Origin of the sequence: Acetivibrio cellulolyticus CD2, from assembly GCF_000179595.2 — a bacterium.
GTDB classification, from domain to species: domain Bacteria; phylum Bacillota; class Clostridia; order Acetivibrionales; family Acetivibrionaceae; genus Acetivibrio; species Acetivibrio cellulolyticus.
The window spans coordinates 435,709-462,026 of record NZ_JH556659.1 but is presented as its reverse complement, the minus strand read 5'-3'; the positions used below and the strand labels follow the sequence as shown (position 1 = coordinate 462,026).

Below are 26,318 nucleotides of genomic sequence, written 5' to 3'. Positions count from 1 at the left end.
AATATTTTTTTAATACTCGTATATTATAAAATATATATTTATGAAAAGTCAAGAAAATTCGCTTCGCTAATAACTAAGGTTGTATTAAAGACAAGCACAATCATTTACCCTTTACAACCTGGTTCTTGCCAGTATGTCAGGATCTATTATTTGTAATATTTTATTAGTTCTCGGTTTTAGTATATTTCTAGGTGGTTTAAAACAACAGAGTCAGACCTTTAACAAAAATATCGCAAGAAGCAATTTTATATTGCTGTTTTTTGTGGCAATGACCACAATAATACCATTCGCATTTCAATATGCAATCAGAATGCAAAAAAATACAAACATAACTAAAGGGCTTAATACTATAAGTTTCAGTATAGCTATAGCTCTTCTGGTTACTTACGTTTCAGGCTTAATATTCTCCCTTTTGACACATAAAAATATATTTATAAATCAAAACGTGGAGGCTAACACAACTGAGGTTGCCAAGTGGAGTTTGCCCAAATCTCTATGCATTCTTTGTTTTTCCGCCTTCTTCATTGCTATAGAAAGTGAAATGTTGGTCAATTATGTTGAACAAATAATTAAAAACTATGGTCTTCCAGAAGTCTTCATAGGAATTATCCTTATTCCAATCCTTGGCAATATTGCAGAAAACATATCTGCCATTTTAATGGCAATAAAAAACAAAATCGACTTATGTATTGAGATTGCAATAGGCTCAAGTATTCAAATAGCCCTTTTTGTAGCTCCTCTTCTAATCCTCATTAGTTTCATCATTGGAAATCCAATGATTTATGTCTATAACGAATTTGAACTTGTAGCTATGCTAATCTCTATCGGACTATCACTTTTTGTCTTTCAAGACGGTAAAACAAACTGGTTTGAAGGAGTTGTCCTTATTGTCTCCTATTTAATTCTAGGAGTTGCCTTTTTCTTCTTGTAACATTATTTTTTGCTGTCTTCTAAAAATCACTGCTAATAGCACCTATTAACCTAATGCAACATCCAAAAGCATCATAATTGCAAATCCAAATAAAGTACCCATAGTTGCATTATCTGAACTTCCGGATGACTGGGCTTCCGGTATCAATTCCTCCACAACAACATAAATCATAGCACCAGCAGCAAAGGACAATGCATAAGGAAGTAAAGGTTGCATTACCATTACTGCTGCTGCACCGATTACCCCGGCAACAGGTTCAACCAAACCTGACATCTGCCCATACAAAAAACTTTTTCTTCTGCTTAAGCCCTCTCTTCTTAAAGGTATTGAAACCGCAGAACCTTCCGGAAAATTCTGAATGCCCATCCCTACCGCCAACGAAATAGCACCGGCAATAGAAGCTGAAGGTAACCCTGAAGCAGCAGCTCCAAAAGCAACACCCACCGCAAGCCCCTCAGGTATATTATGAAGTGTAATGGCAGCTACAAGAAGTATACTTCTCTTCCAATCAGTCTTTATTCCCTCCGGCTTTTCCGGCATACCGATATGCAAATGCGGCATTAGTGTATCAGTAAGTTTTAGAAATATCCCTCCGGCTAAAAAGCCTATCAATGGTGGAAACCATTTTATATTTCCTGCTGCTTCAGACATTTCAATTGCGGGGGCTAACAACGACCAAAAGCTGGCAGCAATCATAACACCGGCAGCAAACCCAAGCATTGTATCTAGAACCTTACGTTTTATAGATTTAAAGAAAAAAACCATAGCAGAACCCAATGCTGTCATAAACCATGTAAAACCAGTCGCTATAAGTGCTTGAATTACAGGATTCAGACCTGCCAAAGTATCCATGATGAATTACCTCCTGCATTTTAATCAATTATCTAATATTTAAGTTAAATCTACCTAGCACTTAAACACTAGCTAATTTTGAAAAACATCCTTATAAATTTTATTTAGTGTTTTTCATCTATAAGATACCCATATCCGTTAGACCTCAATCAATTTATATCTTGATTTTAAAATATAAAACCGACTGACATGTCAAGCCTGTAAGCCTAACAATCAGCCGGTTCATATTAAAATACTTTAATTATTTAAATTAGCCTTTCAAACGGCTTTCCAAAGCATCTAATTGTGCAAATAATTCTTTAGGCATTTTTGCACCATAATTAGCATAATGAGCTCTGATTGATTCAACTTCCTTCAACCATTCTTCCTTATTTACTTTGAGAAGTTCCGCCATATCTTCTGCACTAACATCAAGTCCTGCAGTATCAATAGCATCTTCTGTAGGCATGTAACCGATAGGAGTCTTAACTGCACTACCTTCACCGGATACTCTTTCACAGATCCATTTAAGAACACGGCTGTTTTCGCCATATCCAGGCCACAACCATTTGCCGTTCTTATCTTTACGGAACCAGTTAACATAGAATATTTTTGGAAGTTTATCAGCATCAGCTTTTGCTCCAACATCCAACCAGTGTTGCAAATAATCACCTACATGGTAACCAATGAATGGCAACATAGCAAATGGATCCCTACGAACCTGACCGATATTTGCTGATATAGCAGCTGCAGTTATTTCTGATCCCATGATTGAACCCATGAATACACCATGTTCCCAGCTAAAGCTTTCATGAACCAATGGAATAGTGCTTGGACGACGTCCACCAACCAATATAGCTGAAATCGGCACACCATTTGGATCTTCCCATTCAGGAGCTATAACAGGACATTGCTCTGCAGGTGCTGTAAAACGAGCGTTTGGATGAGCTGCAGGAGCTTCTGCGCCTGGTGCCCAATCTTTACCTTTCCAGTCAACAAGATGTGATGGAGCATCATGACCGATACCTTCCCACCAAACATCACCATCATCAGTTAAAGCAACGTTTGTGAATATAGTGTTCTTTTCTATACTGTGCATAGCATTTGGATTTGAATCCATGGATGTACCTGGAGCAACTCCGAAGAATCCAGCTTCAGGATTGATTGCATATAAGCGTCCATCTTTTCCGAATTTCATCCAAGCTATATCATCACCGATTGTTTCAACTTTCCAGCCTGGAATAGTTGGAACAAGCATTGCAAGATTTGTCTTACCGCAAGCACTTGGGAAAGCACCGCAAACATATTTTACATTACCCTTTGGATCTGTAAGACGAAGGATAAGCATATGTTCAGCCAACCAACCTTCTTCACGAGCTATTGAAGAAGCTATACGAAGTGCAAAGCATTTCTTACCTAAAAGAGCATTTCCGCCGTATCCTGAACCGTAAGACCAGATAGTCTTTTCTTCTGGGAAATGGCTGATATATTTCTTTTCAATTGGTGCACAAGGCCATGAAGAATCTTTTTGACCTTCAGCTAATGGAGCGCCTACTGAATGTAAGCAAGGAACGAATTCTCCATTGTCTCCAAGAGTTTCCAATACTTTGCCTCCTATACGAGTCATTATACGCATGTTAACAACAACGTATGGGCTGTCTGTTACTTCTATACCGATCTTTGATATAGGTGAACCTATAGGACCCATTGAGAAAGGAATAACATACATTGTTCTTCCCTTCATACAGCCCTTGTATAATTCTCTCATTGTAGCTTTGAGCTCATCAGGATTAACCCAGTTGTTTGTAGGACCAGCATCTTCTTGCTTTTTAGAAGAAATATAAGTTCTATCCTCAACACGTGCTACGTCAGATGCATCACTGCGGAAGAGATAACATCCAGGACGTTTTTCAGGATTAAGCGGAGTAGCTGCACCTGAATCTACCATTTCTTTAAGCAAACGTTGATATTCTGCTTCTGAACCATCACACCAGTAAATCTGGTCTGGCTGACACATATCAGCCATTTCTTTTACCCAAGCTTGTAATTTTTGATTGTTTGTGCTCATTAAAATTCTCCCTCCAAATAGTGTTATATGCTATTGCAAAACTGCAATATCAGATGTGTAAACCGAACTTAATTAAGATTCGGTAATGAACTGGAAAATAAACCTTCAGTTAGTTAATTTTTTCACTAAGTAACATCCTACCACAAATAAATATAAATTTCAACAAGTGTTTTAGGTTTTTTATTCAGGGATTTTTCAATCTTTAGTCTAAATTGGTTGTGTCCTGATTAAAGAATTCTTTTGTCTCCCTTATCAAAGACTGTGTACCTAATATAACCAGTAAGCCACCACCTTCTAAAATCTCATATGCTTCTCTGATTGCGTCATCTACGATGTCTTTATATAAATATTTTTCCTTTATCATCTCCAACGCTCTAACCTGCTGTAAGCTTGAAAACTTATGATGCTGGTGTTTCGTCGTTGTCATTATTATCTTATAAGCATCTTCGCTGAATTCATCTAGTACTCCTTCAAAATCCTTATCATCTGGGATACCAATAACAAACACCATCTTCTCTTTTCCAATTTCCTTTATTATTTCCTTCACATAACTTGCACACTCCCTATTTATACATCCATCCAGAATAGTCAACGGATTTAGGTTTACTAATTCCAGTCTTCCTGGCCATGTTAGCTTTCTAAAACTCTCTCTTACCCTAATCTGATCTAACTCGCCTATCAAGCTCTCTGCAACACCAACTGCCAAAGCGGCATTTTTCGCCTGATGCCTTCCTAAAAGGGTTAATTGCAGATTCGGATATTCTTTATTAGCTGTAATAATATCAAAAGTAGTACCTTTACTCGAAATTTTTATATTTTTGCTTATATAGTTATACCCATAAATTTTAAGTTCAATCTTCAAATTTTTTGCTGTCTCTTCTATTATATTACTGACTTCCTTAGGTTGTTCAGCTGAAAAGACTGCTTTTTGTGAGCTTTTAACAATTCCGGCTTTATTATACGCTATTTCTGCCAGATTATTTCCCAACTGAGGAACATGCTCTAAAAAAACATTGTTTATTACGGAAATCTCGCTTTCATTCATGCACACATCATCATATCTAGCACCTTTTCCACACTCAACAATGTTAAAATCAGTCTTGTTATCATAAAAATATAGCATTGCCATTACTGATGTCAGCCCAACCGGGCCAATATACTTATTATCCGGCAACTTTTTTTCGATTTCATCAACATATGGCTTTACAATTTCTGCATACTTTATTAGATTTTCATCAGAAATTGCAATTCCGTTAATTCTGATTCTCTCGTTGAAATTAACCAGGTGCGGGCTTGTAAAGAGGCCAACTCGATAGCCATGTGCCTCAAGGAGTTTTGATATCATTCTGCTTACTGACCCCTTACCCTTGCTTCCGGTAACCAGTACATTTCTTTGTTTCGAATCAGGATTTTGGACCATGTTAAGCAACTGCTTCGTAAGTTTGGGAGTTCTAGTCTCCCTATCCGGCAGCCTGATATCAATATTTTTAATTGCTCTTAAATAAGAACTATATATAAAGCTCTCTACCTGCCTTCTGGTTTCAAAAATATTGCTCACTTCCTCTTTTATCTCCATTACCAACTATTATATTTATAAAGCTAAATACTACTTTACCGAATACTCGCGGAGCAGCCTCTGCTTCATCTCCCATAACGGGGTTGACAGGTCAACATAGTAATTATGCGGATTTTCAAACCTTTTTACTTCATCCCACAAATTTTCTATCTGCTCCATACAATAGCCCTTAATATGTTTTAATCTTGGGCTTTCATAAACACAGGTTCCTTTATCAAAAACTCTTTCTAACAACCTTTTTGCATAGAAGTTAGTTATTGTCTTTCTCTTCCATGTATGCTCAGGATCAAATACCTCATAGGGTTTACTATCATCTATTATCTCCTCATTGGTAGTCAATACATCTGCTATGGCTTTTCCTGTATCCCTGTCAAAAAGCCTCCAAAGCAGTTTAAATCCCGGGTTGGTTATTTTTACTACATTCTCACTGAGCTTTATTTTGGGAATTATAGTACCACCCTCTTCAATGGCTACCAGCTTGTAAACTCCACCGAACACAGGTTCAGATTTCGAAGTTATCAGGCGTTCACCAACACCAAATAAATCAATCTGTGCACCCTGCATTAGAATGTCACGGATAATATATTCATCGAGCGAATTGGATGCCACAATTTTACAATCTTTAAATCCTGCTTCATCCAGCATTTTTCTGGCTTCCTTCGACAGATATGTGATATCTCCGCTGTCTATTCTTATTCCTTTTGGTCTGAATCCCTTTGGAATCAACACTTCATTAAATACCTTTATTGCATTTGGTACACCCGACTTAAGTACATTATATGTATCTACAAGAAGTGTACAATTATCAGGATAAGCCTCAGCATAAGCTTTAAAAGCTTCAAGCTCTGTATGGAACATCTGAATCCAGCTGTGTGCCATTGTGCCAATAGCCGGAATTTCAAAATCTCTCTCTGCAATAGTACATGCTGTACCTATACAGCCACCGATATATGCAGCTCTTGCCCCATAAATTGCTCCATCATAGCCTTGAGCTCTTCTAGAACCGAACTCCATTACATCACGCCCCTGCGCTGCTCTTACAATACGGTTGGCTTTTGTAGCTATAAGGCTTTGGTGATTAACTGTCAAAAGTATCATAGTTTCAACAAACTGAGCTTCAATAACCGGACCCCTCACCGTTATTACCGGTTCATTAGGAAATATAGGAGTCCCTTCAGGTATAGCCCATACATCGCAGCTAAACTTAAAATCTTTTAAATATTGTAGAAACTCTTCACCAAATATTTTCTTGCTTCTTAGGTACTCTATGTCGCTATCCTCAAATTTCAGATTCTTCAGGTATTCAATAAGCTGCTCAACACCTGCCATTATCGCAAATCCGCCACCATCAGGTACCTTTCTGAAAAACATATCAAAATATGCTATTTTGTCTTTAAGTCCATTCTGAAAATATCCATTAGCCATGGTCAACTCATAAAAGTCAGTTAACATCGTTAAATTAGTCTTATCCATTTAAATTACCCCCTGTTTATTGTCTTCGTTCCACATACAGCATTAATATTCCTAGATTTCAATTTCCCTAACTAATTCTATTCCATTAATCACCATGTTGTATAGAGCCATTACATTCATAAGATCACCGTTATGCAACCCCAAATCGTAGGTTTCAACAGCATTTACAGGAACAATTACCCTGTATTTCTTATTTTGCATATTAAACCATGTCTTTAACGTTATTGCAAACTGCTGAACACATATGTCCGTGCAATCTCCGGTAATTATAAAGGTATTTAGCTGCGGATTTTCCTCAAGCCATTTTTTAAACTCTTCTTCATGGAAACCATTTGTTGAATTTTTAGGTATAAGCTTGTATCCGCCTACCTCTTTAATTTCATCAACAATTTCAGCTTCACTAGTTCCCACCATACAGTGTTCAGGATATGCACCAAACTCAGGCGAAGCTTCAGTGTGACAATCTGCAAATGCCACCTTCTTAATATCCATTTTAGTGCACTTCTTTGATAATTTAACTATCTCGGGAATTAAGTCTTCAACCCTTGGACTTTTAAGGGCTCCTTCCCTTGCAAAACCATTTATCATATCTACTATAATCAGAGCTGTTTGCTTGCATTGCAAATCTTTTAGTTTTATCTCCGGAAGGCCTTCAAGCATATCAACTATTTCTCCGAGAGTTTGTGCACTTCTTTTCAAAAATTCTTTCCTATTTATATTTTTCATTTTGATCTTCCCCTTTCATTTCATTATTTTAAAACTCTATGCTTCCAAGATATTCTGCCAATTTGGATTGAACCTAAACAATTTCGAAGGCCTATGACCTACATCCTTCGTATACTCATTTGTTTCAATAACCATATCTGCAATCTTCCTTCTAAAGTTTGCTTTTAACAGTTCAGTATCCAGAATAATCTCATATACCTGCTGAAGTTCAGTTAGCGTAAATACCTCGGGCATCAGGTTGAAGGCAATATCTGTATATTCTATTTTATTTCTGAGCCGCTCGATTCCGTACTCAATAATTTTTGCATGGTCAAAAGCTATTCCCTTTGATTCAACAATTTCTCTGTGAATTTTTGTAACTCTGTTCTCAACAGTCTTTTCTATTTTTATAGTTGCAGAAAGTTTATCCTCTTCATTTGACAGATTCAACTTAAAAAGTCTTTGCAGTACATATCCCCCCTGAGTCACCGTCTTTTGCTCCTGATACAATTTGCAAGAAACCGTGAACCACTCAGCATCATCAGCATCATCATCGGCTTTTACATCAAGAGTTTTACTGTCAACCAAAGACATATAGGATGTACTTATAATTCTTGTACGTGGATCTCTGCCAACATCTCCCCATGTATAAAGCTGTTCCATGTATATATTGTCAATGTTGGTTTCCTCTTTCAGTTCCCTTCGTGCAGCTTCATCCATGCTTTCATCCATATTCACAAACCCACCTGGAAGCGCCCATTGTCCTATATACGGGTGGTCACCCCTTTTGATCATAAGTAACTTCAACACTTTTTCAGGCAGCTTCCTGTAATTCTTCTTTTCTTCGTCAGTTATAGTAAAAATCAGCATATCAACTGTTACGGAAGGCCTCTCGTACTTGCCCGCATCATAAGTCTTTAAGAATTCCTCTTCTGAAAGCCCCTGTTTATTTATCAGTTTATTTTCATTCATATTTTTTACCCTCGCAGTACTTGTTATTATACGTTTGTTAATATCATTATAATACTATTTATTCTTCCTGTCAATGTACTTACATAAAAAATATTAAATTGTTGAGGCCAGCCTAATGCAAATAAATAATTGAAAATTACGCAAAAGTATAATTATGCAAAACATTATTTAGGTGAAGTTATTTTGAGGAGGATATAGTGATAACTACGTTGAATATAGAGATATACTGCATTCAAGACAAAACACAGCACAAAATGTCGGGAACACCTACCTGAAAAGTAATAAGATATAAATACAGAGAGGAAGGGCTATTATGGGATGGATTGAAGGTATTAGTGAAGCTATCGACTATATTGAAGAGAATATCACCGAAGAGCTTACAATAGACAATATTGCAAAGCAGGCACACGTGTCTACGTTCTATTTTCAAAAAGGATTTGCAATGCTTTGTGGTTTTACAGTAGGAGAGTATATCAGACAGCGTAGGCTTACTCTTGCTGCCAGTGAGCTTGTTTTCACCGATAATAAAATTATTGATATTGCTTTGAAATATGGCTATGACTCACCAGATAGTTTCACAAAAGCTTTTACTCGTTTCCATGGCGTCACACCTACTGCTGTTCGAAAAGATGGAGCAATGATTAAGTCATATGCTTCACTTAAAATCAAATTTTCATTGGAAGGTGGTTATATTATGGATTACAAAATTATTGAAAAGGAAGCATTTACAGTCATGGGAGTATCGAGGATGTACAAATATGACAGTGGATCTTCAGAAATTCCGCAGTTCTGGGAAGAGCACTTTCAATCAGGAAAAGGTGAAATAGTATGTGGAATGTACGGGGTATGTATAGATGAAAGCATGGGGTCAGATGAATTTGAATATTTGATTGCCGATGATTATATTGCTTCCACAGAAGTTCCTGAAGGTTTTGTAACAAAGGTTATTCCGAAACATACTTGGGCTATTTTTGCGTGCAAGGGTCCAATGCCAAAAGCTCTGCATGATGTGAATCAAAAAATCTTCTCAGAATGGCTGCCCAACTGTAAAGATTACGAAATTGCAGCTGGTTATAATATTGAAATGTACACCAATACAGCCGATTATCCAAAAGGCAATCAGGATGAAAACTATTACAGTGAAATTTGGATTCCTGTCAGGAAAAAATAACTTTTTAAAAGGTTAAAGGTTGATGTTGGCATAAAACTTTTTAATAGACTTTATATTAAGTTAGTTATGACGTCAAAAGCAGGATACCTTTTGGTAATCCTGCTTTTTACACATTTACTATTTCTTCATTTTCAACAAACTTAAATATTTATCAATACTAGCATATCCTAGGAAGGCCTTCTCCTTGAAGCACATTCAATATTCTTCTGCCACCGATTCTGGTCTTTACTGTTACAGGAGCATTTTCCCGTTTTGAAACTGTTGCAGTAATTGAAGCCTTTTCTCCAAATTTGCTGTTTCGTATTATCCCCAATGCCCTTTGTGCATCTTTTTCAGCAACAAAGCAAACCAGTTTACCCTCATTACCCATATAGAGAGGGTCAAGCCCAAGTATGCCACAAAAGCTCTTAACTTCAATGTCTACAGGTATATTTTCTTCCAGCAAATCTATAGTAGTATCAGAACCATCAGCAATTTCATTCAAAACAGTAGCGAGACCTCCCCTCGTGACATCCCTCATGGTCTTTATCTCTATTCCTTCTTTTATAAGGTTTTGAACCATGTCACCAAGATAAGCACAATCACTTATAATCGTATTTTTAATGTTCATTCGATGCGATAGAATACAGGCATGGTGGTTGCCCAAAGCACCACTTACTATTACTGCATCCCCAGGTTTCACATTTGACGTATGCAATGGCTTTTGATTAATAAAGCCTATACCCGAGGTATTTATATAAATCCCGCCGTGTCCTTCAATTACCTTTGTATCTCCGGCTACAATTCCAACACCTGCTTCCTTTGCGGTTAGCGCCATTGATTTTACTACTTCCTCCAGCACATTCATTTCCAGTCCTTCTTCAATAATAAAACCAGCTGTAAGATATTTAGGAACTGCTCCCATAACCACAAGATCATTTAATGTACCGCAAACTGACAATTTGCCAATATCACCACCTGGAAAAATAATCGGTGTTACAACAAACGAATCAGTTGTATATGCAATTTTTCCTGCTGGAACATCAAGTACAGCAGCATCTTCCATTTTATTTAAAGCATCGTTTTTAAAATAAGTATAAAACAAGTCTTGTACAAGTTTCCTTGTTGCACTTCCACCGCTTCCATGCGCCATTGTAATTCTTTGATTTTCTTCCATCATCTCCACCCGACTTTCTTCTATTGCATTGTAGTTTAGTTATCTTGATATTAATTCCAGAATTGAGTTAAAACCTTAATATCTGAAACAATATCCTTCATTCATCTATACTTCAGAATAATGAATACCGCAAGTTCCTTCCTGCGAAACCATACATGGCCCAACAGGTTTTGATGGTGTACACACCTTTCCAAACAACGGACACTGACAAGGTTCAATTCTTCCGATAATAACTTCACCACATCTACAGCCTGACGTCGTATCTGGTGTTGTATCATCAATCATAGAAATATTCATACTATAATCTATATATTCCTTCTTGACAATGTATCCGGAATTATCTATCAAACCAATACCTCTCCAATAAGCAGGTGCAGGCTCAAAATATCGATTTATAATCTCCATTGCCTGAACATTTCCTTGAGCCGATACTACACTTTTGTATAAATTGTGTACCTCTGCCTTATCCTTACTGATTTGAATTGCAAGGTCATATATGGAAATCAGAATATGCTCTGCTTCAAAGCCTGCAACCGAAAATGGTTTGTGGTATTTATCCGCCAAATAATTATACACCTTCGTACCGGTAATTGTAGCTACATGTCCCGGTGCAATAAACCCGTCAATATCCGGTTCATTGGTGCACAGCCAGTCAAGTGCCGGCACAATAGTTTTTAAACTGGTTAATAACCTGACATTTTTTATAGAATGTTCAACCAACTTATCCATTAAAAGAGCATATGCCGGAATAGTTGTCTCAAATCCTACGGCTGCTAAAACATAATTATATCCAGGATTATCCAGGGCTTTTTTTATTACCTCTTCCGGAGAATAGATAATATCAACACTTCCACCCAATGCTTTAGCTTCAGACAGGGATAATTTGCTACCTGGAACTCTAAGCAAATCTCCAAAGGATAAAACCGTATAGTTTTTCCTACCAGCAAAATCAACTGCTGAATCAATGTATTTCGCTGGTGTTACGCATACAGGACACCCAGGACCTGATACAAGTTTGATATTTGCTGATAGTATAGAGCGTATACCATTTTTTACTATACTGCCGGTATGAGTACCACATACCTCCATAAGCTTTATCTCCGGCCCCGAATATTCAATTAGTAAACGCTTAATATCTTCAAGGTTCATCATTTAGGGCATCCTCCAGGTCTGCAAAAAGGTTGGACAGTTCTTCTGCCTGCTCTCTTTTAACTGTCTCAACCGCATAGCCTGCATGTACAAGAACATAACTTCCAACTTCTACATCAACCAGACTTACATTTACCTCTATAATATTACCGTTAAAATCCACTTTACCAATTTTACCATTGAGTTCAATTACTTTTCCTGGTATTGCAACACACATAATTTTCACATCCTAAAATATTATTAAAAATCATCCAAACTTAAACTTCCTCAATTCGTATTTTATCAAAGAATCAGTCATCCGCAAACGTAGCTGCATAGGCCTGTCCGAGCGAAATACCACCATCATTAACGGGTACTTTGGTATTAAAAAACACATTAAACCCATTTTGCTTGAGAATATTTACAGCTCCTTCAAAAATTATGGAATTTTGAAAAACTCCTCCGCTTAATGCTACATCATTAATTTTAAATAACTCACGAATTCTTGTACACATATTTAAGATATAATCAATTATAGTCATGTGAAATCTCCATGCTATAACAGCTTTTTCTACTCCATCCATACTTTTGGTGACTATTTGCCTTATACATCGGTTCATATTACCAACAAACGTTCCATTCATATCAATGATATCATAATTGTACGGCTTATACCACTCATCAGGCTGCTCAGCATTATATTTCCCAAATATACCAGGCTTCTTGTATGATGATATATAATCCGAGGCGTGATTTTCCAGTAAAATGGCACATTCACCCTCAAAGCTTGCATAGTCTTTAATACCGGCCAAAAAGCTCACAGCATCAAAAAACCTTCCCATACTTGAGGACATTACCTTATTGACATTATAAGTAAGCGCCGCTTTTATAACAGGCCACCTTTCATCATCTATACGTGCCTCCAGACCTGCACTGTACAAATATGAATATCCTGTTTTCCATGCTTCTTTTACACTTGAATCTCCACCCAGCATAGGAACATACATCAAATGGCCTGCCCGTTTAAAGCCAACAGGCGATGCTATAAGGAATTCTCCTCCCCACATATTACCGTCTGTTCCATAACCCGTTCCATCAAAAGCTACTCCTATAACATTATGAGACAAGTTATTTTCCGCCATAACAGACAAAATGTGAGCATAGTGGTGTTGAACTTCTAAAACATCAACACCATACTCCCGGGCAAATTTTGAGGACTGGTATCCAGGGTGCAGGTCGCAGCACAGTTTCTTGGGATTAATGCGCAAAAGCTCTTTAAGCCTGTTTATATTTTGCTTATATGCGATGTAATTTCCGACTTCTTCAAGATCGCCGCCGTATTGACTCAAGTAAGCATAACCGTTTTGCGTAAGGCAGAAAGAGTTTTTCAAATCACTTCCACAAGCAAGTATGGGTCTGCAATTTCTGGCCCTTTCGCCTAAATATACGGGTAAGGGAACAAAACCTCTTGCCCTTCTTATAAACTGAATACCATTTCCAGGACTTACTTTTAATACTGAGTCATCTATTCCTGTCAATATTCTTCTCTCATTATATAGAACACCAGATAACCTTTCACTGTCTAGTGACATCATCCTATCGTTGTCAGTAATAATTGGTTCTCCTGAAAGGTTTGCACTTGTCATAACAAGTGGCCCTAATGAATTTATTATCATTTTATGCAGAGGTGTGTATGGCAAGAAACAGCCAAGAAATCTGCTGGATTTGAAAACAGCTTTCGATATATCCGATTCTCTTCTTCTAAGCAGTACTATAGGTCTTTCCCTAGATAAAAGTTGTTTCTTCTCTTCATCAGTAACAATACAGTATTTCTCAACCTGTTCAACATCATCGAACATAACAGCAAAGGGTTTTTCTTCCCGCCCTTTAAGTTCCCTGAGCATCTCAACTGAATCTGTATCAAAAGGACTACAGCAGAGATGGAATCCACCAATTCCTTTGACAGCCAAAACTCCGCCCTGCCTCAAAATTCCAAGAGCCGATCTGAAGGCTTCAGGTCCCGTTATGTCATCTTGGCTTTCCGTTTTTCTAAATTTTAACTGAGGGCCGCATTGATGGCAAGAAATAGTTTGAGCATGATAGCGCCTATCCTTTATGCTTTTATACTCATTTGAACAAGAACTGCACATGGAAAAGTCCGACATAGTAGTATTTCCTCTGTCATATGGAATACTCTCCATTATGCTATAGCGCGGTCCGCACTCCATACAGCTGATAAACGGATGTAAATATCTTAGGTTACCGACTTCATACAAGTCTTTTAGACAGTTGTCACACATTGCCAGATCCGGTGTGATAAATACCTGGCTATCTGGATTATCAGAACTCAAGTCGATTTTAAAATGATTAAAATCAATATCTCGGAGGCATTCATCCTCTTTTATTTCACTACAAGAGGCTAAATCAACACAGCCGCAAATCATTTCAGTCACATCTAAACTTACAATGTCTGAAGATTGCGGCTTCTTAACCCTTATACCTTCAACAAAATCTATTAGCTGTTTTTCTTCTGCCCTGACAACAATAAGTACACTTGCTCCATCATTTGAGACAAAACCGCCCAGATTATGCTCTTTAGCCATACGGTGAACAAACGGCCTAAAACCAACCCCCTGAACAGTTCCCCATATTCTTATCTTATAAACCTTTGTTAAATCCTTACCTTGTTTATCCATTGTACAACCTTATCGAACCCTTCTCCGGTCTTTGCACATACTTCAAAAACAGGAGCATTTTTATTTAAAGCTGCAATACCATCATAAAAAAACTTATCATCAAAATCTACATAAGGTTTTAAGTCACTTTTATTCAGTATAATCACATCGGCATTTTCAAAAATTATCGGATACTTATATGGCTTGTCACTTCCCTCAGCAACAGAACATATAAGCATTTTGACATGCTCTCCTATAACAAACTCTGCAGTACATACCAAATTTCCAATGTTCTCAATAAACAGAAGACCTTTTTCCTTTGGGTCAAGTTTTTCTAACGCGGATTGGAGTATAGGCGCATCTAAATGGCATGCCCCACCAGTGTTTATCTGATAGGTATCAACCCCAATTGATCTCATTGTTTGTGTATCAATATCCGATTCCAAATCACCTTCTATAACATAGGATTTAACATCAGGCAATCTGGTAATAATTTGTTTTAATGTTGAGGTCTTACCAGCTCCAGGCGAACCTAAAACATTAACAGCAAAAATCCCCATATGACTGAGCTTTTCCTTTAAAGAAAAGGCAATCTTCTCGTTTTCACTGTAAATATTCTGTACCACTTCAACTTTTTGAAGTTCCATAGGATTTAGTCCTCCCCCAATACTTTAGTTACTTACAGAGGAAGTGCATTATTAAATGCCCCTACTCTGTGCAAATATCAATATCCTTAACATAGAACGCTTTCCCGATATCTGTAGGTGCACCCATCCCACCGCACTCAGGGCATTCAAAGCTGAACCTCTTGCGGTAAAAATAGGTATTACACTTAGTACATTTTAACTGCGGCTTAATGTAGGTTATATCTAATTGCGCCCCCTCAGCCAATGTACCCTTTGCAAGGATGTCAAAATACATTTGAATGGATTCCCCAATGAAACCGGACAATTCGCCGACCACCAGCGCAATCCGCTCAATTCTGACACCCCCATGACTTTTTGCATTTTCTTCAGCTATCTTAACTATTTGTTGCGTTATCGAGTACTCGTGCATCTTCAAATACTTCCTTATCTTTTGTTGCACTTGGTTTGGAATATTCATTGCCCATTGCAAGACACTTCTTTGGACAAGACTCCACGCAATAACTACATGCTATGCATTTAAAGCGCTCAATCTCCCATTTCTTATTCGCTCTGTCCACTGTAATAGCACCTGTAGGGCATTTTTTCTGGCATATTCCACAAAATACACAAGTTTCAATATTTAGTTCTACCTTCCCTCTAGTATTGCGTGTAAACTCACGCTTTACAACAGGATACATTAATGTCGCTGGTTTTCTAAACAAATTAGCAAAGATTGTTTTTGCCATATTAAAAGCAAACATTTTTATCACCTCTCCGTACAACTAATACATGGATCAATAGTTAATATTAAAATAGGTACATCGGCAAAATCGCAACCCTGAAGCATCTTAAGCAGTGAAGGAATGTTAGCAAATGTTGGTGTACGAACTCTTACCCTATCAAGGAATTTTGTTCCGTTACCTTTAACATAGTATATAACCTCACCTCTTGGCTGCTCTAATCGAGCAAAGAACTCTCCGTCAGGATTTCCTGTAACTTTAACATCAACAGGGCCATCAGGTATTTTATCAATTGCCTGTCTTATCAGGCTTATTGACTGAAACAACTCATCAATTCTAACTGCACACCTGTCATAGCTGTCTCCATTTGTGCGTGTAATTGGTTCAAACTCTAATTGTGAGTATGCACCATAGCCCAATTTTCTCATATCCTGAGCTATACCGCTTGCACGCATCATAGGTCCAACAGCACCTAAAGTATGCGCATCTTCTTTTGAAAGTACACCTACACCGACCAATCTATGTTTTACAGTGTATTCGTTCATAAACATGCTGCTTATTTCTTTAATTTCCTTTTCCAGATCAACTACAAATTTACTCATTCTTTTTAGTGTTACAGGATCGATATCCTTTCTAACACCACCAACTTTACAGGAGCCAAAAATTACTCTTCCACCTGTAGTTTCCTCTATTATATCTAATATCTTTTCTCTTACCCTCCAGCAATGCATAAACAGATTTTCAAATCCGAAAGCATCTGCCAAAAGCCCCAGCCATAGCATATGACTGTGAAGCCTTGAGAACTCCGCCCAAATAGTACGCAAATATACCGCACGTTCAGGCACTTCTATTTTCATAATCTGTTCAATAGCTTGGGAATAGCCCATTCCATGCATAAAGCTGCATATTCCGCATATTCTCTCAGCTACATAAATATACTCAATAAAATCCTTTTTCTCTACAAGCTTTTCCAACCCTCTATGCACAAATCCAATTGATGGAATCGCTTCAACTACTTTTTCGTCCTCCAGCACCAGGTCAAGATGAATCGGTTCCGGTAAAACAGGGTGCTGTGGTCCAAATGGGATAATGGTTCTTTTTGACATATATATATCCTCCTGCCTCTCTTCTCGCTTATCCTAACAGCTGCCGAAAGGCGTTTTTACTGTTGTTTTATATAAATTTCCTTTAAAATCAATTGCCATCCCGTTGATCTTTAAACCAAACAGGTCATGTATTTCGTTTTCATATAACATTGCACTCCAGTATACTTCACTAACACTTGGCAATTCGGCATTCATTGGGACATTTAACTTCAAGTATACAAATTCGTAATCCTTGTCAAAGGAATAGTTGATTTCAAGATTTTCATTTAGTTTGGTACAGCTTATCTGCACCAGCCTATATCCTTGAGTTGAAAAGTTCTTCACTGTGCTGACCAATTTATCGACAGTTACTTCTCTCATTTCCTGTTTTTCACTCATGGTTTTTCCCTACCTTCTTCTTTTAAAGATTTGCCATTCTTCATCTTTTTGTGCTTTTCTTCAAGTATTCCAACTGCCTGCACAATGCCATCAATTATTGCTTCAGGTCGTGCAGCACATCCTGCTACATAAACATCAACAGGCAAAACCTTGTCAATGCCGCCCTGAATATTATAACATTCACTGAATATTCCACCAGTCGCAGCACAAATTCCAACAGCTACGACTACCTTGGGATCCGGCATCTGGTTATAAAGATTTTTTATAACATCTATATTCTGCTCATTTACAGAGCCCGTTACTACAAAAATATCTGCATGCTTAGGATTCCCAGTATTAATAATACCAAAACGTTCTGCATCATACATTGGTGTCAAACATGCGAGCACTTCAATATCACAACCATTGCAACTGGATGCATCATAATGAAGAATCCAGGGTGATTTTGCTAAAGAAGACATTTTTTTATCCTCCTATCTAATAAAATTCAATACAACTATATTGCCCATTCCGAGTACTATGGCAACAATCCACGATGAACCCATTGTAAACTCCCATTTTGCTCTTGCATTACTGTTATCTATAAATATCTCCAGGAAGAATGTCAGTAAAGTAGCTATAATTGCCACTACAGGGTTGCTTCCGAAAAACATATAAACAAAGCCCAACAAAAATACATTTTCATACCAATGAGCAATTTCGATCATAGCCAGCTTCTTACCTGAAAATTCTGTAGTTATCCCTCTTACGATTTCCTGATGTGCGTGGTGCGACATTGACAAGTCAAAGGGAGACTTCCTGAATTTTATTGTCAATATATAAAGAAATCCTAGAAAAACTCCTGGCAGATATACTATCAAAGGCTTATCAAATGACACAATACTCGAAACATAAAAGCTCTTTGTGACCATATACATACCAACTGTCATAATAATCACCATCGGCTCATAGGACATCATCTGAATTAATTCCCTTTCAGCACCAATATGACTATATGGAGACGATGTCGAAAAACCTGCCAAAACAAGAAATATACTTGCAAGAGTCAGTGCAAAAACTACCAGCAGTAAATCTTCTCCTGCAAAAAACAGGCAACCCGTAAAGATAATTACTACTAAGAAAGCAAATACATAAAAATTCTGCGACTTATTAACTATAAGAGTTTCCTTTTTCACTAATTTTAAAACATCATAAAAAGGCTGAAGTAATGGTGGCCCTACTCTTCCCTGCATTCTTGCAGAAATAATTCTGTCTATGCCCGATAGCAATCCACCTACCAAAGGCCCTAATATTATAAATAATGTAACAGCAATTGCGATTCTCAAACCTGCTCCCCCTTTATCCAAGGTATAATTAAATAAAGACTCTATATAAGCATTTAATATTTACTAAGAGCTTTTAACACCCTTAGTAAATAAATGCTAAAACCAACATCAATAAAATAACTGCTAAACAAATTCCACTGCCAAACTTAAGCAAACTACCTTCCCCAAAGTACCTATCCATATAGTAGTTTTCCATATACAACTTTTGAACTGAACCCATTGAGCCATGGAATCTTTTTGGCTCATCAGCATTTGCTCCTCCCATGTATATCGAAACCTCTTTCATATGCTTTCCATATGTGAATAGCCTTATAGGAAGCAGTAAAACCAAGCCCATCATGATCAACATAATAATTACATTTCCCCGATCCATTGAAGCTCCATGTCCAAATACTTCTACCACATATGGGTTTACAAGAACCGATGATATTATTGGAAACAATAGACATACCAAAATTGTCGAACAAGTCAGCACTCCTAACGGTAATACCTCACTCTTTTTTACTTTACTCTCCATGTGTTGCTCATCTTGAGGAATTGCAATAATTTTCCCCATCCACTTAGTCCAGAAGAACAAAGTAGCAGCACTTCCAAAAGCAATGAATATTGTTAAGACAGGATTTGTATCCACTATGGCCTTTAGTGCAGCCCACTTACTAATCAACATTCCAAACGGTGCAAGGAACATTCCTGCAATACCTACTATCATCATAACTGCCAACTTAGGCATCTTTTTAATTAATCCGTGCATTGCCTCAATGTTTCTGCTGCCAATGTTGTGTTCAACCGTTCCAACACAGAGGAACAAAAGTGACTTGGCAACTGCATGGAATATAATGAGTAAAACAGCGGCCCAAACAGATTCATAGGTTCCAATACCACCGCATGTAACAATAAGTCCCAAATTCGCAATTGTAGAATAAGCAAGCACTTTTTTAGCATCACTTTGCGCAATGGCAATCAGCGATGCCACTAAGAATGTAAACCCACCTACCAAAGCTACCATAAAACCTGCTGCTGTGCCGTTCAATATGGGCGCAAGTCTAATTATAACATATACTCCCGCTTTAACCATTGTACTTGAATGCAGCAAAGCTGATGTTGGTGTAGGCGCTACCATGGCACCTAAAAGCCATGAAGAAAACGGCATTTGAGCTGACTTTGTAAGTCCGGAAAAACAAATCAGAACTGCCGGAATTAGCATAATAGCCTTTTCTCCACTAACCATTTTATCAAGCTCCATAATTCCCACATTACGAGCAAGATAAGCAAGAGCTATTGCAAACCCAAGTCCGCCTAAAAGGTTTAGTAACAAAGCTCTAAAGGCATTATTAGTTGCTTCCTCTGTTTTAGTATAACCAATCAGCAAGAAAGAACACAATGTAGTTATCTCCCAGAAGAAATAAAGCCACATCAAATTATTTGAAAATACTATACCAAACATTGCTGATAAGAAAACAAATATCACAAAAAAGAATTTTCTTCTCTCATCTTTTATTTCTTTATGATGGTGGTGATAGTCATCCATATAACCTACTGCATAAATGCATATCAAGCTTCCGATAATTCCAACTATTATAGCCATTATTAGTGAAAACTTATCTATAAACATGTTAGACTCTATCTCTATACCGTGAAGCAATTTAAATTCTATCCAACATAGAACTATTCCCTGAAGCACCATCAGCAATGACACAAGGTATTTTTTATACTTTATACCCATATAAATAATAAATACCCCAATTGCAAGCTCCAAACACAACATTATCTTATTAATAATTTCAGCATCAACTTTATAGGAAATCTTTTCAAGTTTTAAATTTAAAACAGTCAATGCTATAGTTGCTACAGCAACTATTACTGCGGATATTCTTACAACCCAATTCCTCAATTGATAATTTGGTGCTAAAGCTGTTAATAATGCAACACCTAGAGGAAATAACACCAAGAAAATCAGTACAGCCATCCAACCCCTTCTTTCACTCTTTGTATATTGTATACAACATAATAGCTAAAAGTACTATACGGATAAATAAATGAAACTTAATCTTTACAAAGCAAATGACCTACGCTCATATTAGTATTACCGGCAATTATAATAACCGTTTTACCAAAGGCATACGCCATTGTACCCCCTTATAGCACCTGCTATTTTAATGTTCTTTAGTATTTTAAACCATATTCAACCACAATAATTATAATATGAATCACAAATATTTTAAATTTGGCCAATTACACAAATTCGCCAAATATTAGTTATTAGCGCTAATTAGATTATATTATTACTCTAATTCACATTAATTTCGGCATTATCTCTTATAATCTAACCTATCTTGTCAAAAAATCCATCTAAGGCCAAATTGAATCAAAATAAGGCCAAATCGTGAAACTATTGCCAAAGTTGTATTTTCGGCATTCCTTACTCTATCCTGTTAAACCCTAATTTGATTAAGGGTTTTCAAATACTCCCAAGTATCTTCATAGTTTCCTCTGAATAAGATTTTCCTCGTGCTGTTTTGTATCTGGTGATAATACATAGGATCATAGTATTCCTTTAGAAGCAATTCTATCCAGCCTTCGTGATGGTGATAACTTCCTGAAGTCATCTGTTCTTTAAATGCCTGCTCAAATGAATCCATTATGAGTTTGTATCGATCGCCACCGAGCCTTTTCTTTATCCTTTCTATACTACTGCTTATATAGCCAAACCACTCCTTTAATCCTTGTTCTTCACCAAAGGTCTTAACATAATCAGCTTGTGATTGGACTACATACTCATTCACAGTGTTTTGAACACGTTCTTCAACCGGGAGGTCTATAAGTACATAATCCCCACTGCTGAAAAACCCATGCAGAGGCTTCGGAATATAGCATCTACCGACATTGGAGCCTTCATCTTCCAGTATAATATGCTTATACGACTTATGTTTGTGATGTATCATTACATAAGCCAGATTGTTTTCAAAGTCAATCTGCGTAGGCTGAGGCGTGATATATCTTCCAAACGTTGAACCCCTATGATTTGCAAGCCCTTCAAGGTCAACCGAATTTTCTAGCATTTTCAATAATTTCGTTTTACTCGAACCCGTATAACCTCCAAGCAAAACAGGTATTGCATTTTGTTCAGATGGTTCAAGTGAATTAATCAAATAGTTACGGAAAGCTTTATATCCACCTTCAAGACGGGTTATTACTTTTCCTGTCCTTTCATATAGCCACTCCTGACTTATCGCTGAGCGCTGCCCTCCCCTGAAGCAATAAAGCATACAGTCAGGGTTCTTTTCAACAAAAGAACTCCAGGCATCTATACGTGCTTGTTTAACTTCACCAGACACTAATTTGTGTCCCAATTTAACCGCTTCTTCGTTCCCCTTCTCCTTATAACATATCCCAACAAGGCGTCTTTCCTCATCATCCATAATTGGTAAATTTACAGAATTTATAAATGCTCCTTTTTCATACTCAATTGGAGCACGTACATCTATTAGGGGTATTCCTTCAATAACAATCCGCTCAAAATCACTGCTTGTTTTATCAATCATTTTTCACACATCCATCTATATAACCTTGACCAGTTTATCACCATGTTCTATTGTTTTACCTATAGGTTCAAGTGATAATCCATGGGCAGTTGTTAGCTTCAAGAACTCAGCAACACTTTCTTTTTTTACAATTGCAAGCAGTCCACCTGAAGTCTGTGGATCACATAAAACATACTTTTGCTCATCTGATATTTCAGAAATTGTATGCCCGTAGCTCTTAAAGTTGTTTGTTGTTCCACCAGGAGTACAACCCATTTCAAGATATTTTTTTGTATTCGGCAGTAACGGTATCCTGTCATAATAAACCTCAGCCGAAATACCGCTGCCTTCGCAAACCTCTCCTAAATGTCCCATCAGTCCGAATCCCGTAACATCGGTTAAGGCAACTACTCCTTCTAAAGCTGAAATCTCAGAACCAATTTTATTAAGAGTACACATTGCATCAATTGCGGGGTCTATATGTCCCGCTTCTATCTTCTTCCGCTTCTGTGCAGTTGTCAGGATGCCTATTCCAAGCGGCTTGGTTATAAATATGTCACATCCCGGAACAGCTTTATTGTTTTGTTTTAATTGTTTATTATCAACCAAACCTGTAACGGCTAGTCCAAAAAATGGCTCAGGTGAATCAATTGAGTGACCTCCAGCAAGAGGAATACCTGCTGCATCACATACAGAACGCCCACCATCTATAACCAGTCTTGCTATTTCTTCTGAAAGAACTTTTACAGGCCATCCCAATATCGAAATAGCCATAAGCGGCCTGCCGCCCATTGCATATATATCACTAATGGCATTTGTCGCAGCAATCCTTCCAAAAGTAAATGGATCATCTACAATCGGCATAAAAAAGTCTGTAGTACTCAAAACTGAGGTTCCATTCCCCAAATCATAGGCTGCAGCATCATCTTTGCTGCCATATCCAACAAGTAATTTAGGATAACTGATAGTATCCCTTTGTGTTTTTAATATTGATTCTAAAACAGCTGGAGCGATTTTGCAGCCACATCCGGCACCATGGCTGTATTCAGTTAACTTAATATTTTCCATAATGACATCCCTTATCTGTTTGATTAAATTCTTGCTTTTGAATTTTATTATAACACATTTAAAGTCCCAAAAAACATTCCTAAATAGAATCTGAACTCTAAACACATTTTGGAATACAATCCACTTTACTCCATATAGAGTTGCTATATCCGCAGCAAAACTTGATTTCGAAGGATTTACTAAGATTCTTAAAAAGTTGTAACTAAATAGTTACAACTTTCTCTGCTTCCATCATAATTGATACAATCTCAACCATATCCGTTCTTCTGCCGACTTTTATCTTCTTATCCAGGTCATAAAAATCAATACATGTACCACACGCAACCAATTCCACACCCTGATCATGCAAGGCAGTAAGTGCATCTAAAACAGACGACCCTTCTCCCATCAACTTTACACCTGAATTATAAAAGGCAATTATGTCCGGCTTATCATTGCTTGCCCAAAGCTTCCTCAAGAAATTTCCCATTAATCTGATTCCTAATGCATCATCGCCTTTACCCATTACTTCACTGTTAATTATAATTGCTTTTTTCATTGCTTGTCTCCTTATATATTTTTATTTATTTGTGTCGCAAATATTTGCGCTGTATACAATCAACTTCTATCAGTAAAGTTTTCTTCCGAGGACACTACTCAATACTTCTCCTTTTTCATAAGGTAATACCTTTTTGTTCCGCATACACCTTCATTATTAAACAATTCCACATCAACAGCCTTTTTATCTTTTCCAATATCCAATAGAATAAATACCGATTTATCTTCATCAAATCTTCCTGATGTATTTACATCTGACTTAGCATAATCAATAACTGCCTGCTTGATATCTTCACTTATCTTTTCCAACTTCTGCTCAGCTTCCTCTCCACTTATATAATACACCGTTCCTGATGAACAACTTACTTTGAAAGTTCCTATTTTACTATAGTGTATAAAATCCCCCAGCAGAGGCAACTTTTGCTCCAGGTCTATATAATGACAGCACTCTCCTCCATAACCTTGCGTACCTTTATAATTAAACTTCTGGAAGTCTCCGCCATTTACATAGTCAGGGTCATTCACCTCCCTTTTTACATCTACAAGCTTTTCAAGAATTCCAAGTGCTTCAGCACCACTTAGATAGTCTACATCCATACCAAATATTTTAGAAGGTGGTACCAGACTTGATTTTATAGAACTTTCAGAAAAGCCCTCAAAATCATTCCTTTTTTTGTCCATTAAAAAATTGACCAAATTTGATTTATTGAACGTAATTTCAATTACGCAGTTATTGTCTTTTGACAACAACTTAAAAATATACTGTTTAGGTGAACTATCTTTTATCTCATTAATTTTGCCGGACAACTTCTTTATGTTTTTTGAAATATCAACCTTAGAGATTGTTTTTTCTTCTTTGTCCAATTTCAGTATAACTTCCCATAATGCTTCCTCTTTTTGTTTTCCTTCACCTACATCATGTATATTGACAGCTTTCAGAGTATCTCCCATTGCCTCTTTAAAATTATTATAGATTTTTAAGTTTTCATCATAAAACAATTTATTTGAAAACCAGACTTTTTCAAGGCTTACATTAGAAATCCCATCATCATAGCTTTCAAAATACCTTGAGGCATATCCACCAAGATCACTAAACAAAGTACCCTCAGCACTAAGGTATACGGAAAAATCACTATCAACTATATTCGGAGTATACCCATCTCCAACAAAACTGCAATTTGAAATCTTAATATTTTGACAACTTAATGTACTTACACCTTCGCCGTTATTAACAAACTTGGAATCTTCAAACTTCAGATTGCGTGAATTGCTAAGAGACATAGTTTGACTTGAACATTCCTTTATAGTTGAATTTTTAAACTCCAAACCATCAACAGCATTTAGGTTTAGTCCCCTCAAACCACATCCGAATAAAATACATCCATCAAAAGTTATGTTCTTGCTGTTAGACGCTAACACCACATACCCTACACACACGTCATTTCCTATTTTGGGGTCATGACCCATATTCAAATTTCTTATCACTATATTTTCGCAATTATCAATATTCAGTACAGGTAAATAAGTATTATATGTAATAAAATCCAAAGTTGTATCACCTGAGCCCACAATAGTTACATTCTTTATCCCTGTTATTTTTCCGTCTTTAAAATATTCATTCGAAAAAGTTTCAGCAAGTTTATTCAAGTCGTAGTCCCCAGGCATCAGCTTAACTAATACATCCGGCTTTAGAGCATCTGCAAATTCCTTCGCATTATTTACGACAACCTCATTATTAGGGGTAGGGCTTACATTGTTAGGCGTAGGGCTTGCATACCTAGGCGAGGTGGCTATAGGTACATTATTATTGTTTGCAACATCTTTTTCATTGCGCCTTATTAGCATCAGACTAATTGAAACAGCTGCCAACGTCACTAAAACTATCAATGATATTATGATAGTCTTCCTGTTTAGATCAATTTTAAAACTTCCCAGTCTCATAATATATCTCCCCTAATATAAATCACTACATCATCAATATTACCAAATTATTTATAAGACTTATTATACTACATAACTATCATATGCAAAAGCTAACCCTACTGAATACATCGTTCAGCAAAATTTGTTTTTTAAGGGCATGGTAAGTAACAAACAGGAACTTGTCGAAACAAGTCCCTGAAATATCAGAATTTTATTCAAAATCTTTAATTGTATTTGCAAACAAGAAAATTCTTTCGACTCAAGTGAGGCTTTTATGAAGTTAAATTTTTCTCTTTTGCATAGTATGTTTAGTCTGAACTCTTTTAGAGAGACTTCGTAATAGGAATTTAGATTATCCAAACCAATAACCTCATAGCCCTCGTCCAGAAGCCTATTGGATAGATGGAA

The 26,318-nt window shown here is 37.0% G+C and carries 24 protein-coding genes; 2 read left to right on the top strand and 22 right to left on the bottom strand.

Translation table 11 applies throughout. From position 1 onward, the window contains the following. Positions 1-118: 118 nt before the first annotated feature. Positions 119-931: a calcium/proton exchanger gene (cax, locus tag ACECE_RS28580; protein WP_268871033.1), complete on the top strand. Its 813-nt coding sequence runs from the start codon at positions 119-121 to the stop codon at positions 929-931. A 45-nt stretch (positions 932-976) separates the two neighbouring features. Here cax and ACECE_RS0222085 read toward each other — a convergent pair whose 3' ends face one another. The 6 genes from ACECE_RS0222085 to ACECE_RS0222060 form a co-directional block, all read right to left on the bottom strand. After that, positions 977-1,783, bottom strand: a complete 807-nt coding sequence (locus ACECE_RS0222085; protein WP_010251177.1) for a ZIP family metal transporter — start codon at positions 1,781-1,783, stop codon at positions 977-979. Positions 1,784-2,033: 250 nt separating this feature from the next. Beyond that, entirely contained in the window at positions 2,034-3,830 is a 1,797-nt protein-coding gene (locus ACECE_RS0222080) for a phosphoenolpyruvate carboxykinase (GTP) (protein ID WP_010251175.1), read from the bottom strand. Between the two features lie 202 nt (positions 3,831-4,032). Beyond that, positions 4,033-5,406, bottom strand: a complete 1,374-nt coding sequence (locus tag ACECE_RS0222075) for a Mur ligase family protein (protein ID WP_083878886.1) — start codon at positions 5,404-5,406, stop codon at positions 4,033-4,035. Positions 5,407-5,436: 30 nt separating this feature from the next. Further along, positions 5,437-6,879 carry a nicotinate phosphoribosyltransferase gene (locus tag ACECE_RS0222070; protein ID WP_010251171.1) on the bottom strand — a complete coding sequence of 481 codons (1,443 nt, stop codon included), beginning with the start codon at positions 6,877-6,879 and terminating at the stop codon, positions 5,437-5,439. 51 nt (positions 6,880-6,930) lie between these two features. Further along, positions 6,931-7,605 carry a cysteine hydrolase family protein gene (locus ACECE_RS0222065; protein ID WP_010251170.1) on the bottom strand — a complete coding sequence of 225 codons (675 nt, stop codon included), beginning with the start codon at positions 7,603-7,605 and terminating at the stop codon, positions 6,931-6,933. Positions 7,606-7,641: 36 nt separating this feature from the next. Next, on the bottom strand, positions 7,642-8,556 hold the full coding sequence (locus tag ACECE_RS0222060; RefSeq protein ID WP_010251168.1) for an NUDIX hydrolase: 915 nt from the start codon (positions 8,554-8,556) through the stop codon (positions 7,642-7,644). A gap of 313 nt (positions 8,557-8,869) precedes the next feature. On the opposite strand from ACECE_RS0222060, the gene ACECE_RS0222055 reads away from it, so the two are divergent. Then, positions 8,870-9,727 (top strand): AraC family transcriptional regulator, encoded by an 858-nt coding sequence (locus tag ACECE_RS0222055; RefSeq protein WP_010251166.1) that lies wholly within the window; start codon positions 8,870-8,872, stop codon positions 9,725-9,727. 157 nt (positions 9,728-9,884) lie between these two features. Here the strand turns inward: ACECE_RS0222055 and hypE are convergent, their stop codons facing one another. The 16 genes from hypE to ACECE_RS0221970 all read right to left on the bottom strand — a co-directional run bounded on the left by hypE (position 9,885) and on the right by ACECE_RS0221970 (position 25,928). After that, entirely contained in the window at positions 9,885-10,883 is a 999-nt protein-coding gene (gene hypE, locus ACECE_RS0222050; RefSeq protein ID WP_010251164.1) for a hydrogenase expression/formation protein HypE, read from the bottom strand. A gap of 105 nt (positions 10,884-10,988) precedes the next feature. Then, complete coding sequence (hypD, locus tag ACECE_RS0222045; protein ID WP_010251162.1) at positions 10,989-12,035, bottom strand: hydrogenase formation protein HypD; 1,047 nt, start codon at positions 12,033-12,035, stop codon at positions 10,989-10,991. Further along, on the bottom strand, positions 12,022-12,249 hold the full coding sequence (locus ACECE_RS0222040; RefSeq protein WP_010251160.1) for a HypC/HybG/HupF family hydrogenase formation chaperone: 228 nt from the start codon (positions 12,247-12,249) through the stop codon (positions 12,022-12,024). Before ACECE_RS0222040 ends, hypD begins: the two co-directional genes overlap by 14 nt. Positions 12,250-12,322: 73 nt before the next feature. Further along, complete coding sequence (gene hypF / locus ACECE_RS0222035; protein ID WP_026073962.1) at positions 12,323-14,707, bottom strand: carbamoyltransferase HypF; 2,385 nt, start codon at positions 14,705-14,707, stop codon at positions 12,323-12,325. Then, positions 14,683-15,333, bottom strand: coding sequence for a hydrogenase nickel incorporation protein HypB (gene hypB, locus ACECE_RS0222030; RefSeq protein WP_010251156.1), 651 nt, complete (start codon positions 15,331-15,333; stop codon positions 14,683-14,685). The genes hypF and hypB overlap by 25 nt, the downstream gene beginning before the upstream one ends. A gap of 61 nt (positions 15,334-15,394) precedes the next feature. After that, the gene (hypA, locus tag ACECE_RS0222025; protein WP_010251154.1) at positions 15,395-15,742 is read right to left on the bottom strand and encodes a hydrogenase maturation nickel metallochaperone HypA; all 348 of its coding nucleotides are present in this window, start codon (positions 15,740-15,742) and stop codon (positions 15,395-15,397) included. Beyond that, positions 15,708-16,073, bottom strand: a complete 366-nt coding sequence (locus ACECE_RS0222020; protein WP_010251152.1) for a 4Fe-4S binding protein — start codon at positions 16,071-16,073, stop codon at positions 15,708-15,710. The genes hypA and ACECE_RS0222020 overlap by 35 nt, the downstream gene beginning before the upstream one ends. Before the next feature lie 5 nt (positions 16,074-16,078). Continuing rightward, on the bottom strand, positions 16,079-17,158 hold the full coding sequence (locus ACECE_RS0222015) for a hydrogenase large subunit (protein ID WP_010251151.1): 1,080 nt from the start codon (positions 17,156-17,158) through the stop codon (positions 16,079-16,081). Positions 17,159-17,191: 33 nt separating this feature from the next. Then, positions 17,192-17,536 carry an NADH-quinone oxidoreductase subunit C gene (locus ACECE_RS0222010; RefSeq protein ID WP_010251143.1) on the bottom strand — a complete coding sequence of 115 codons (345 nt, stop codon included), beginning with the start codon at positions 17,534-17,536 and terminating at the stop codon, positions 17,192-17,194. Beyond that, positions 17,533-17,997, bottom strand: a complete 465-nt coding sequence (locus ACECE_RS0222005; RefSeq protein ID WP_010251141.1) for an NADH-quinone oxidoreductase subunit B family protein — start codon at positions 17,995-17,997, stop codon at positions 17,533-17,535. Before ACECE_RS0222005 ends, ACECE_RS0222010 begins: the two co-directional genes overlap by 4 nt. A 12-nt stretch (positions 17,998-18,009) precedes the next feature. Next, positions 18,010-18,861 (bottom strand): respiratory chain complex I subunit 1 family protein, encoded by an 852-nt coding sequence (locus ACECE_RS0222000; protein WP_010251140.1) that lies wholly within the window; start codon positions 18,859-18,861, stop codon positions 18,010-18,012. Between the two features lie 82 nt (positions 18,862-18,943). Continuing rightward, positions 18,944-20,827 carry an NADH-quinone oxidoreductase subunit 5 family protein gene (locus tag ACECE_RS0221995; RefSeq protein ID WP_010251139.1) on the bottom strand — a complete coding sequence of 628 codons (1,884 nt, stop codon included), beginning with the start codon at positions 20,825-20,827 and terminating at the stop codon, positions 18,944-18,946. Between the two features lie 466 nt (positions 20,828-21,293). After that, positions 21,294-22,403 carry a tRNA 2-selenouridine(34) synthase MnmH gene (gene mnmH / locus ACECE_RS0221985; RefSeq protein ID WP_010251138.1) on the bottom strand — a complete coding sequence of 370 codons (1,110 nt, stop codon included), beginning with the start codon at positions 22,401-22,403 and terminating at the stop codon, positions 21,294-21,296. Positions 22,404-22,418: 15 nt separating this feature from the next. After that, positions 22,419-23,453 (bottom strand): selenide, water dikinase SelD, encoded by a 1,035-nt coding sequence (gene selD, locus ACECE_RS0221980; protein WP_026073961.1) that lies wholly within the window; start codon positions 23,451-23,453, stop codon positions 22,419-22,421. A gap of 199 nt (positions 23,454-23,652) precedes the next feature. After that, positions 23,653-23,988 carry a sulfurtransferase-like selenium metabolism protein YedF gene (yedF, locus tag ACECE_RS0221975; RefSeq protein WP_010251136.1) on the bottom strand — a complete coding sequence of 112 codons (336 nt, stop codon included), beginning with the start codon at positions 23,986-23,988 and terminating at the stop codon, positions 23,653-23,655. 98 nt (positions 23,989-24,086) lie between these two features. Beyond that, positions 24,087-25,928 (bottom strand): right-handed parallel beta-helix repeat-containing protein, encoded by a 1,842-nt coding sequence (locus ACECE_RS0221970; RefSeq protein WP_010251135.1) that lies wholly within the window; start codon positions 25,926-25,928, stop codon positions 24,087-24,089. Between the last annotated feature and the right edge of the window lie 390 nt (positions 25,929-26,318).

Excerpts from the sequence above, each read along its gene's own strand:
- ACECE_RS0222085 (WP_010251177.1), bottom strand. The coding sequence starts at position 1,783 with ATGGATACTTTGGCAGGTCTGAATCCTGTAATTCAAGCACTTATAGCG.
- ACECE_RS0222080 (WP_010251175.1), bottom strand. The coding sequence starts at position 3,830 with ATGAGCACAAACAATCAAAAATTACAAGCTTGGGTAAAAGAAATGGCT.
- ACECE_RS0222075 (WP_083878886.1), bottom strand. The coding sequence starts at position 5,406 with ATGGAGATAAAAGAGGAAGTGAGCAATATTTTTGAAACCAGAAGGCAG.
- ACECE_RS0222070 (WP_010251171.1), bottom strand. The coding sequence starts at position 6,879 with ATGGATAAGACTAATTTAACGATGTTAACTGACTTTTATGAGTTGACC.
- ACECE_RS0222065 (WP_010251170.1), bottom strand. The coding sequence starts at position 7,605 with ATGAAAAATATAAATAGGAAAGAATTTTTGAAAAGAAGTGCACAAACT.
- ACECE_RS0222060 (WP_010251168.1), bottom strand. The coding sequence starts at position 8,556 with ATGAATGAAAATAAACTGATAAATAAACAGGGGCTTTCAGAAGAGGAA.
- ACECE_RS0222055 (WP_010251166.1), top strand. The coding sequence starts at position 8,870 with ATGGGATGGATTGAAGGTATTAGTGAAGCTATCGACTATATTGAAGAG.
- hypE (WP_010251164.1), bottom strand. The coding sequence starts at position 10,883 with ATGGAAGAAAATCAAAGAATTACAATGGCGCATGGAAGCGGTGGAAGT.
- hypD (WP_010251162.1), bottom strand. The coding sequence starts at position 12,035 with ATGATGAACCTTGAAGATATTAAGCGTTTACTAATTGAATATTCGGGG.
- ACECE_RS0222040 (WP_010251160.1), bottom strand. The coding sequence starts at position 12,249 with ATGTGTGTTGCAATACCAGGAAAAGTAATTGAACTCAATGGTAAAATT.
- hypF (WP_026073962.1), bottom strand. The coding sequence starts at position 14,707 with ATGGATAAACAAGGTAAGGATTTAACAAAGGTTTATAAGATAAGAATA.
- hypB (WP_010251156.1), bottom strand. The coding sequence starts at position 15,333 with ATGGAACTTCAAAAAGTTGAAGTGGTACAGAATATTTACAGTGAAAAC.
- hypA (WP_010251154.1), bottom strand. The coding sequence starts at position 15,742 with ATGCACGAGTACTCGATAACGCAACAAATAGTTAAGATAGCTGAAGAA.
- ACECE_RS0222020 (WP_010251152.1), bottom strand. The coding sequence starts at position 16,073 with ATGTTTGCTTTTAATATGGCAAAAACAATCTTTGCTAATTTGTTTAGA.
- ACECE_RS0222015 (WP_010251151.1), bottom strand. The coding sequence starts at position 17,158 with ATGTCAAAAAGAACCATTATCCCATTTGGACCACAGCACCCTGTTTTA.
- ACECE_RS0222010 (WP_010251143.1), bottom strand. The coding sequence starts at position 17,536 with ATGAGTGAAAAACAGGAAATGAGAGAAGTAACTGTCGATAAATTGGTC.
- ACECE_RS0222005 (WP_010251141.1), bottom strand. The coding sequence starts at position 17,997 with ATGTCTTCTTTAGCAAAATCACCCTGGATTCTTCATTATGATGCATCC.
- ACECE_RS0221995 (WP_010251139.1), bottom strand. The coding sequence starts at position 20,827 with ATGGCTGTACTGATTTTCTTGGTGTTATTTCCTCTAGGTGTTGCATTA.
- mnmH (WP_010251138.1), bottom strand. The coding sequence starts at position 22,403 with ATGATTGATAAAACAAGCAGTGATTTTGAGCGGATTGTTATTGAAGGA.
- yedF (WP_010251136.1), bottom strand. The coding sequence starts at position 23,988 with ATGAAAAAAGCAATTATAATTAACAGTGAAGTAATGGGTAAAGGCGAT.
- ACECE_RS0221970 (WP_010251135.1), bottom strand. The coding sequence starts at position 25,928 with ATGAGACTGGGAAGTTTTAAAATTGATCTAAACAGGAAGACTATCATA.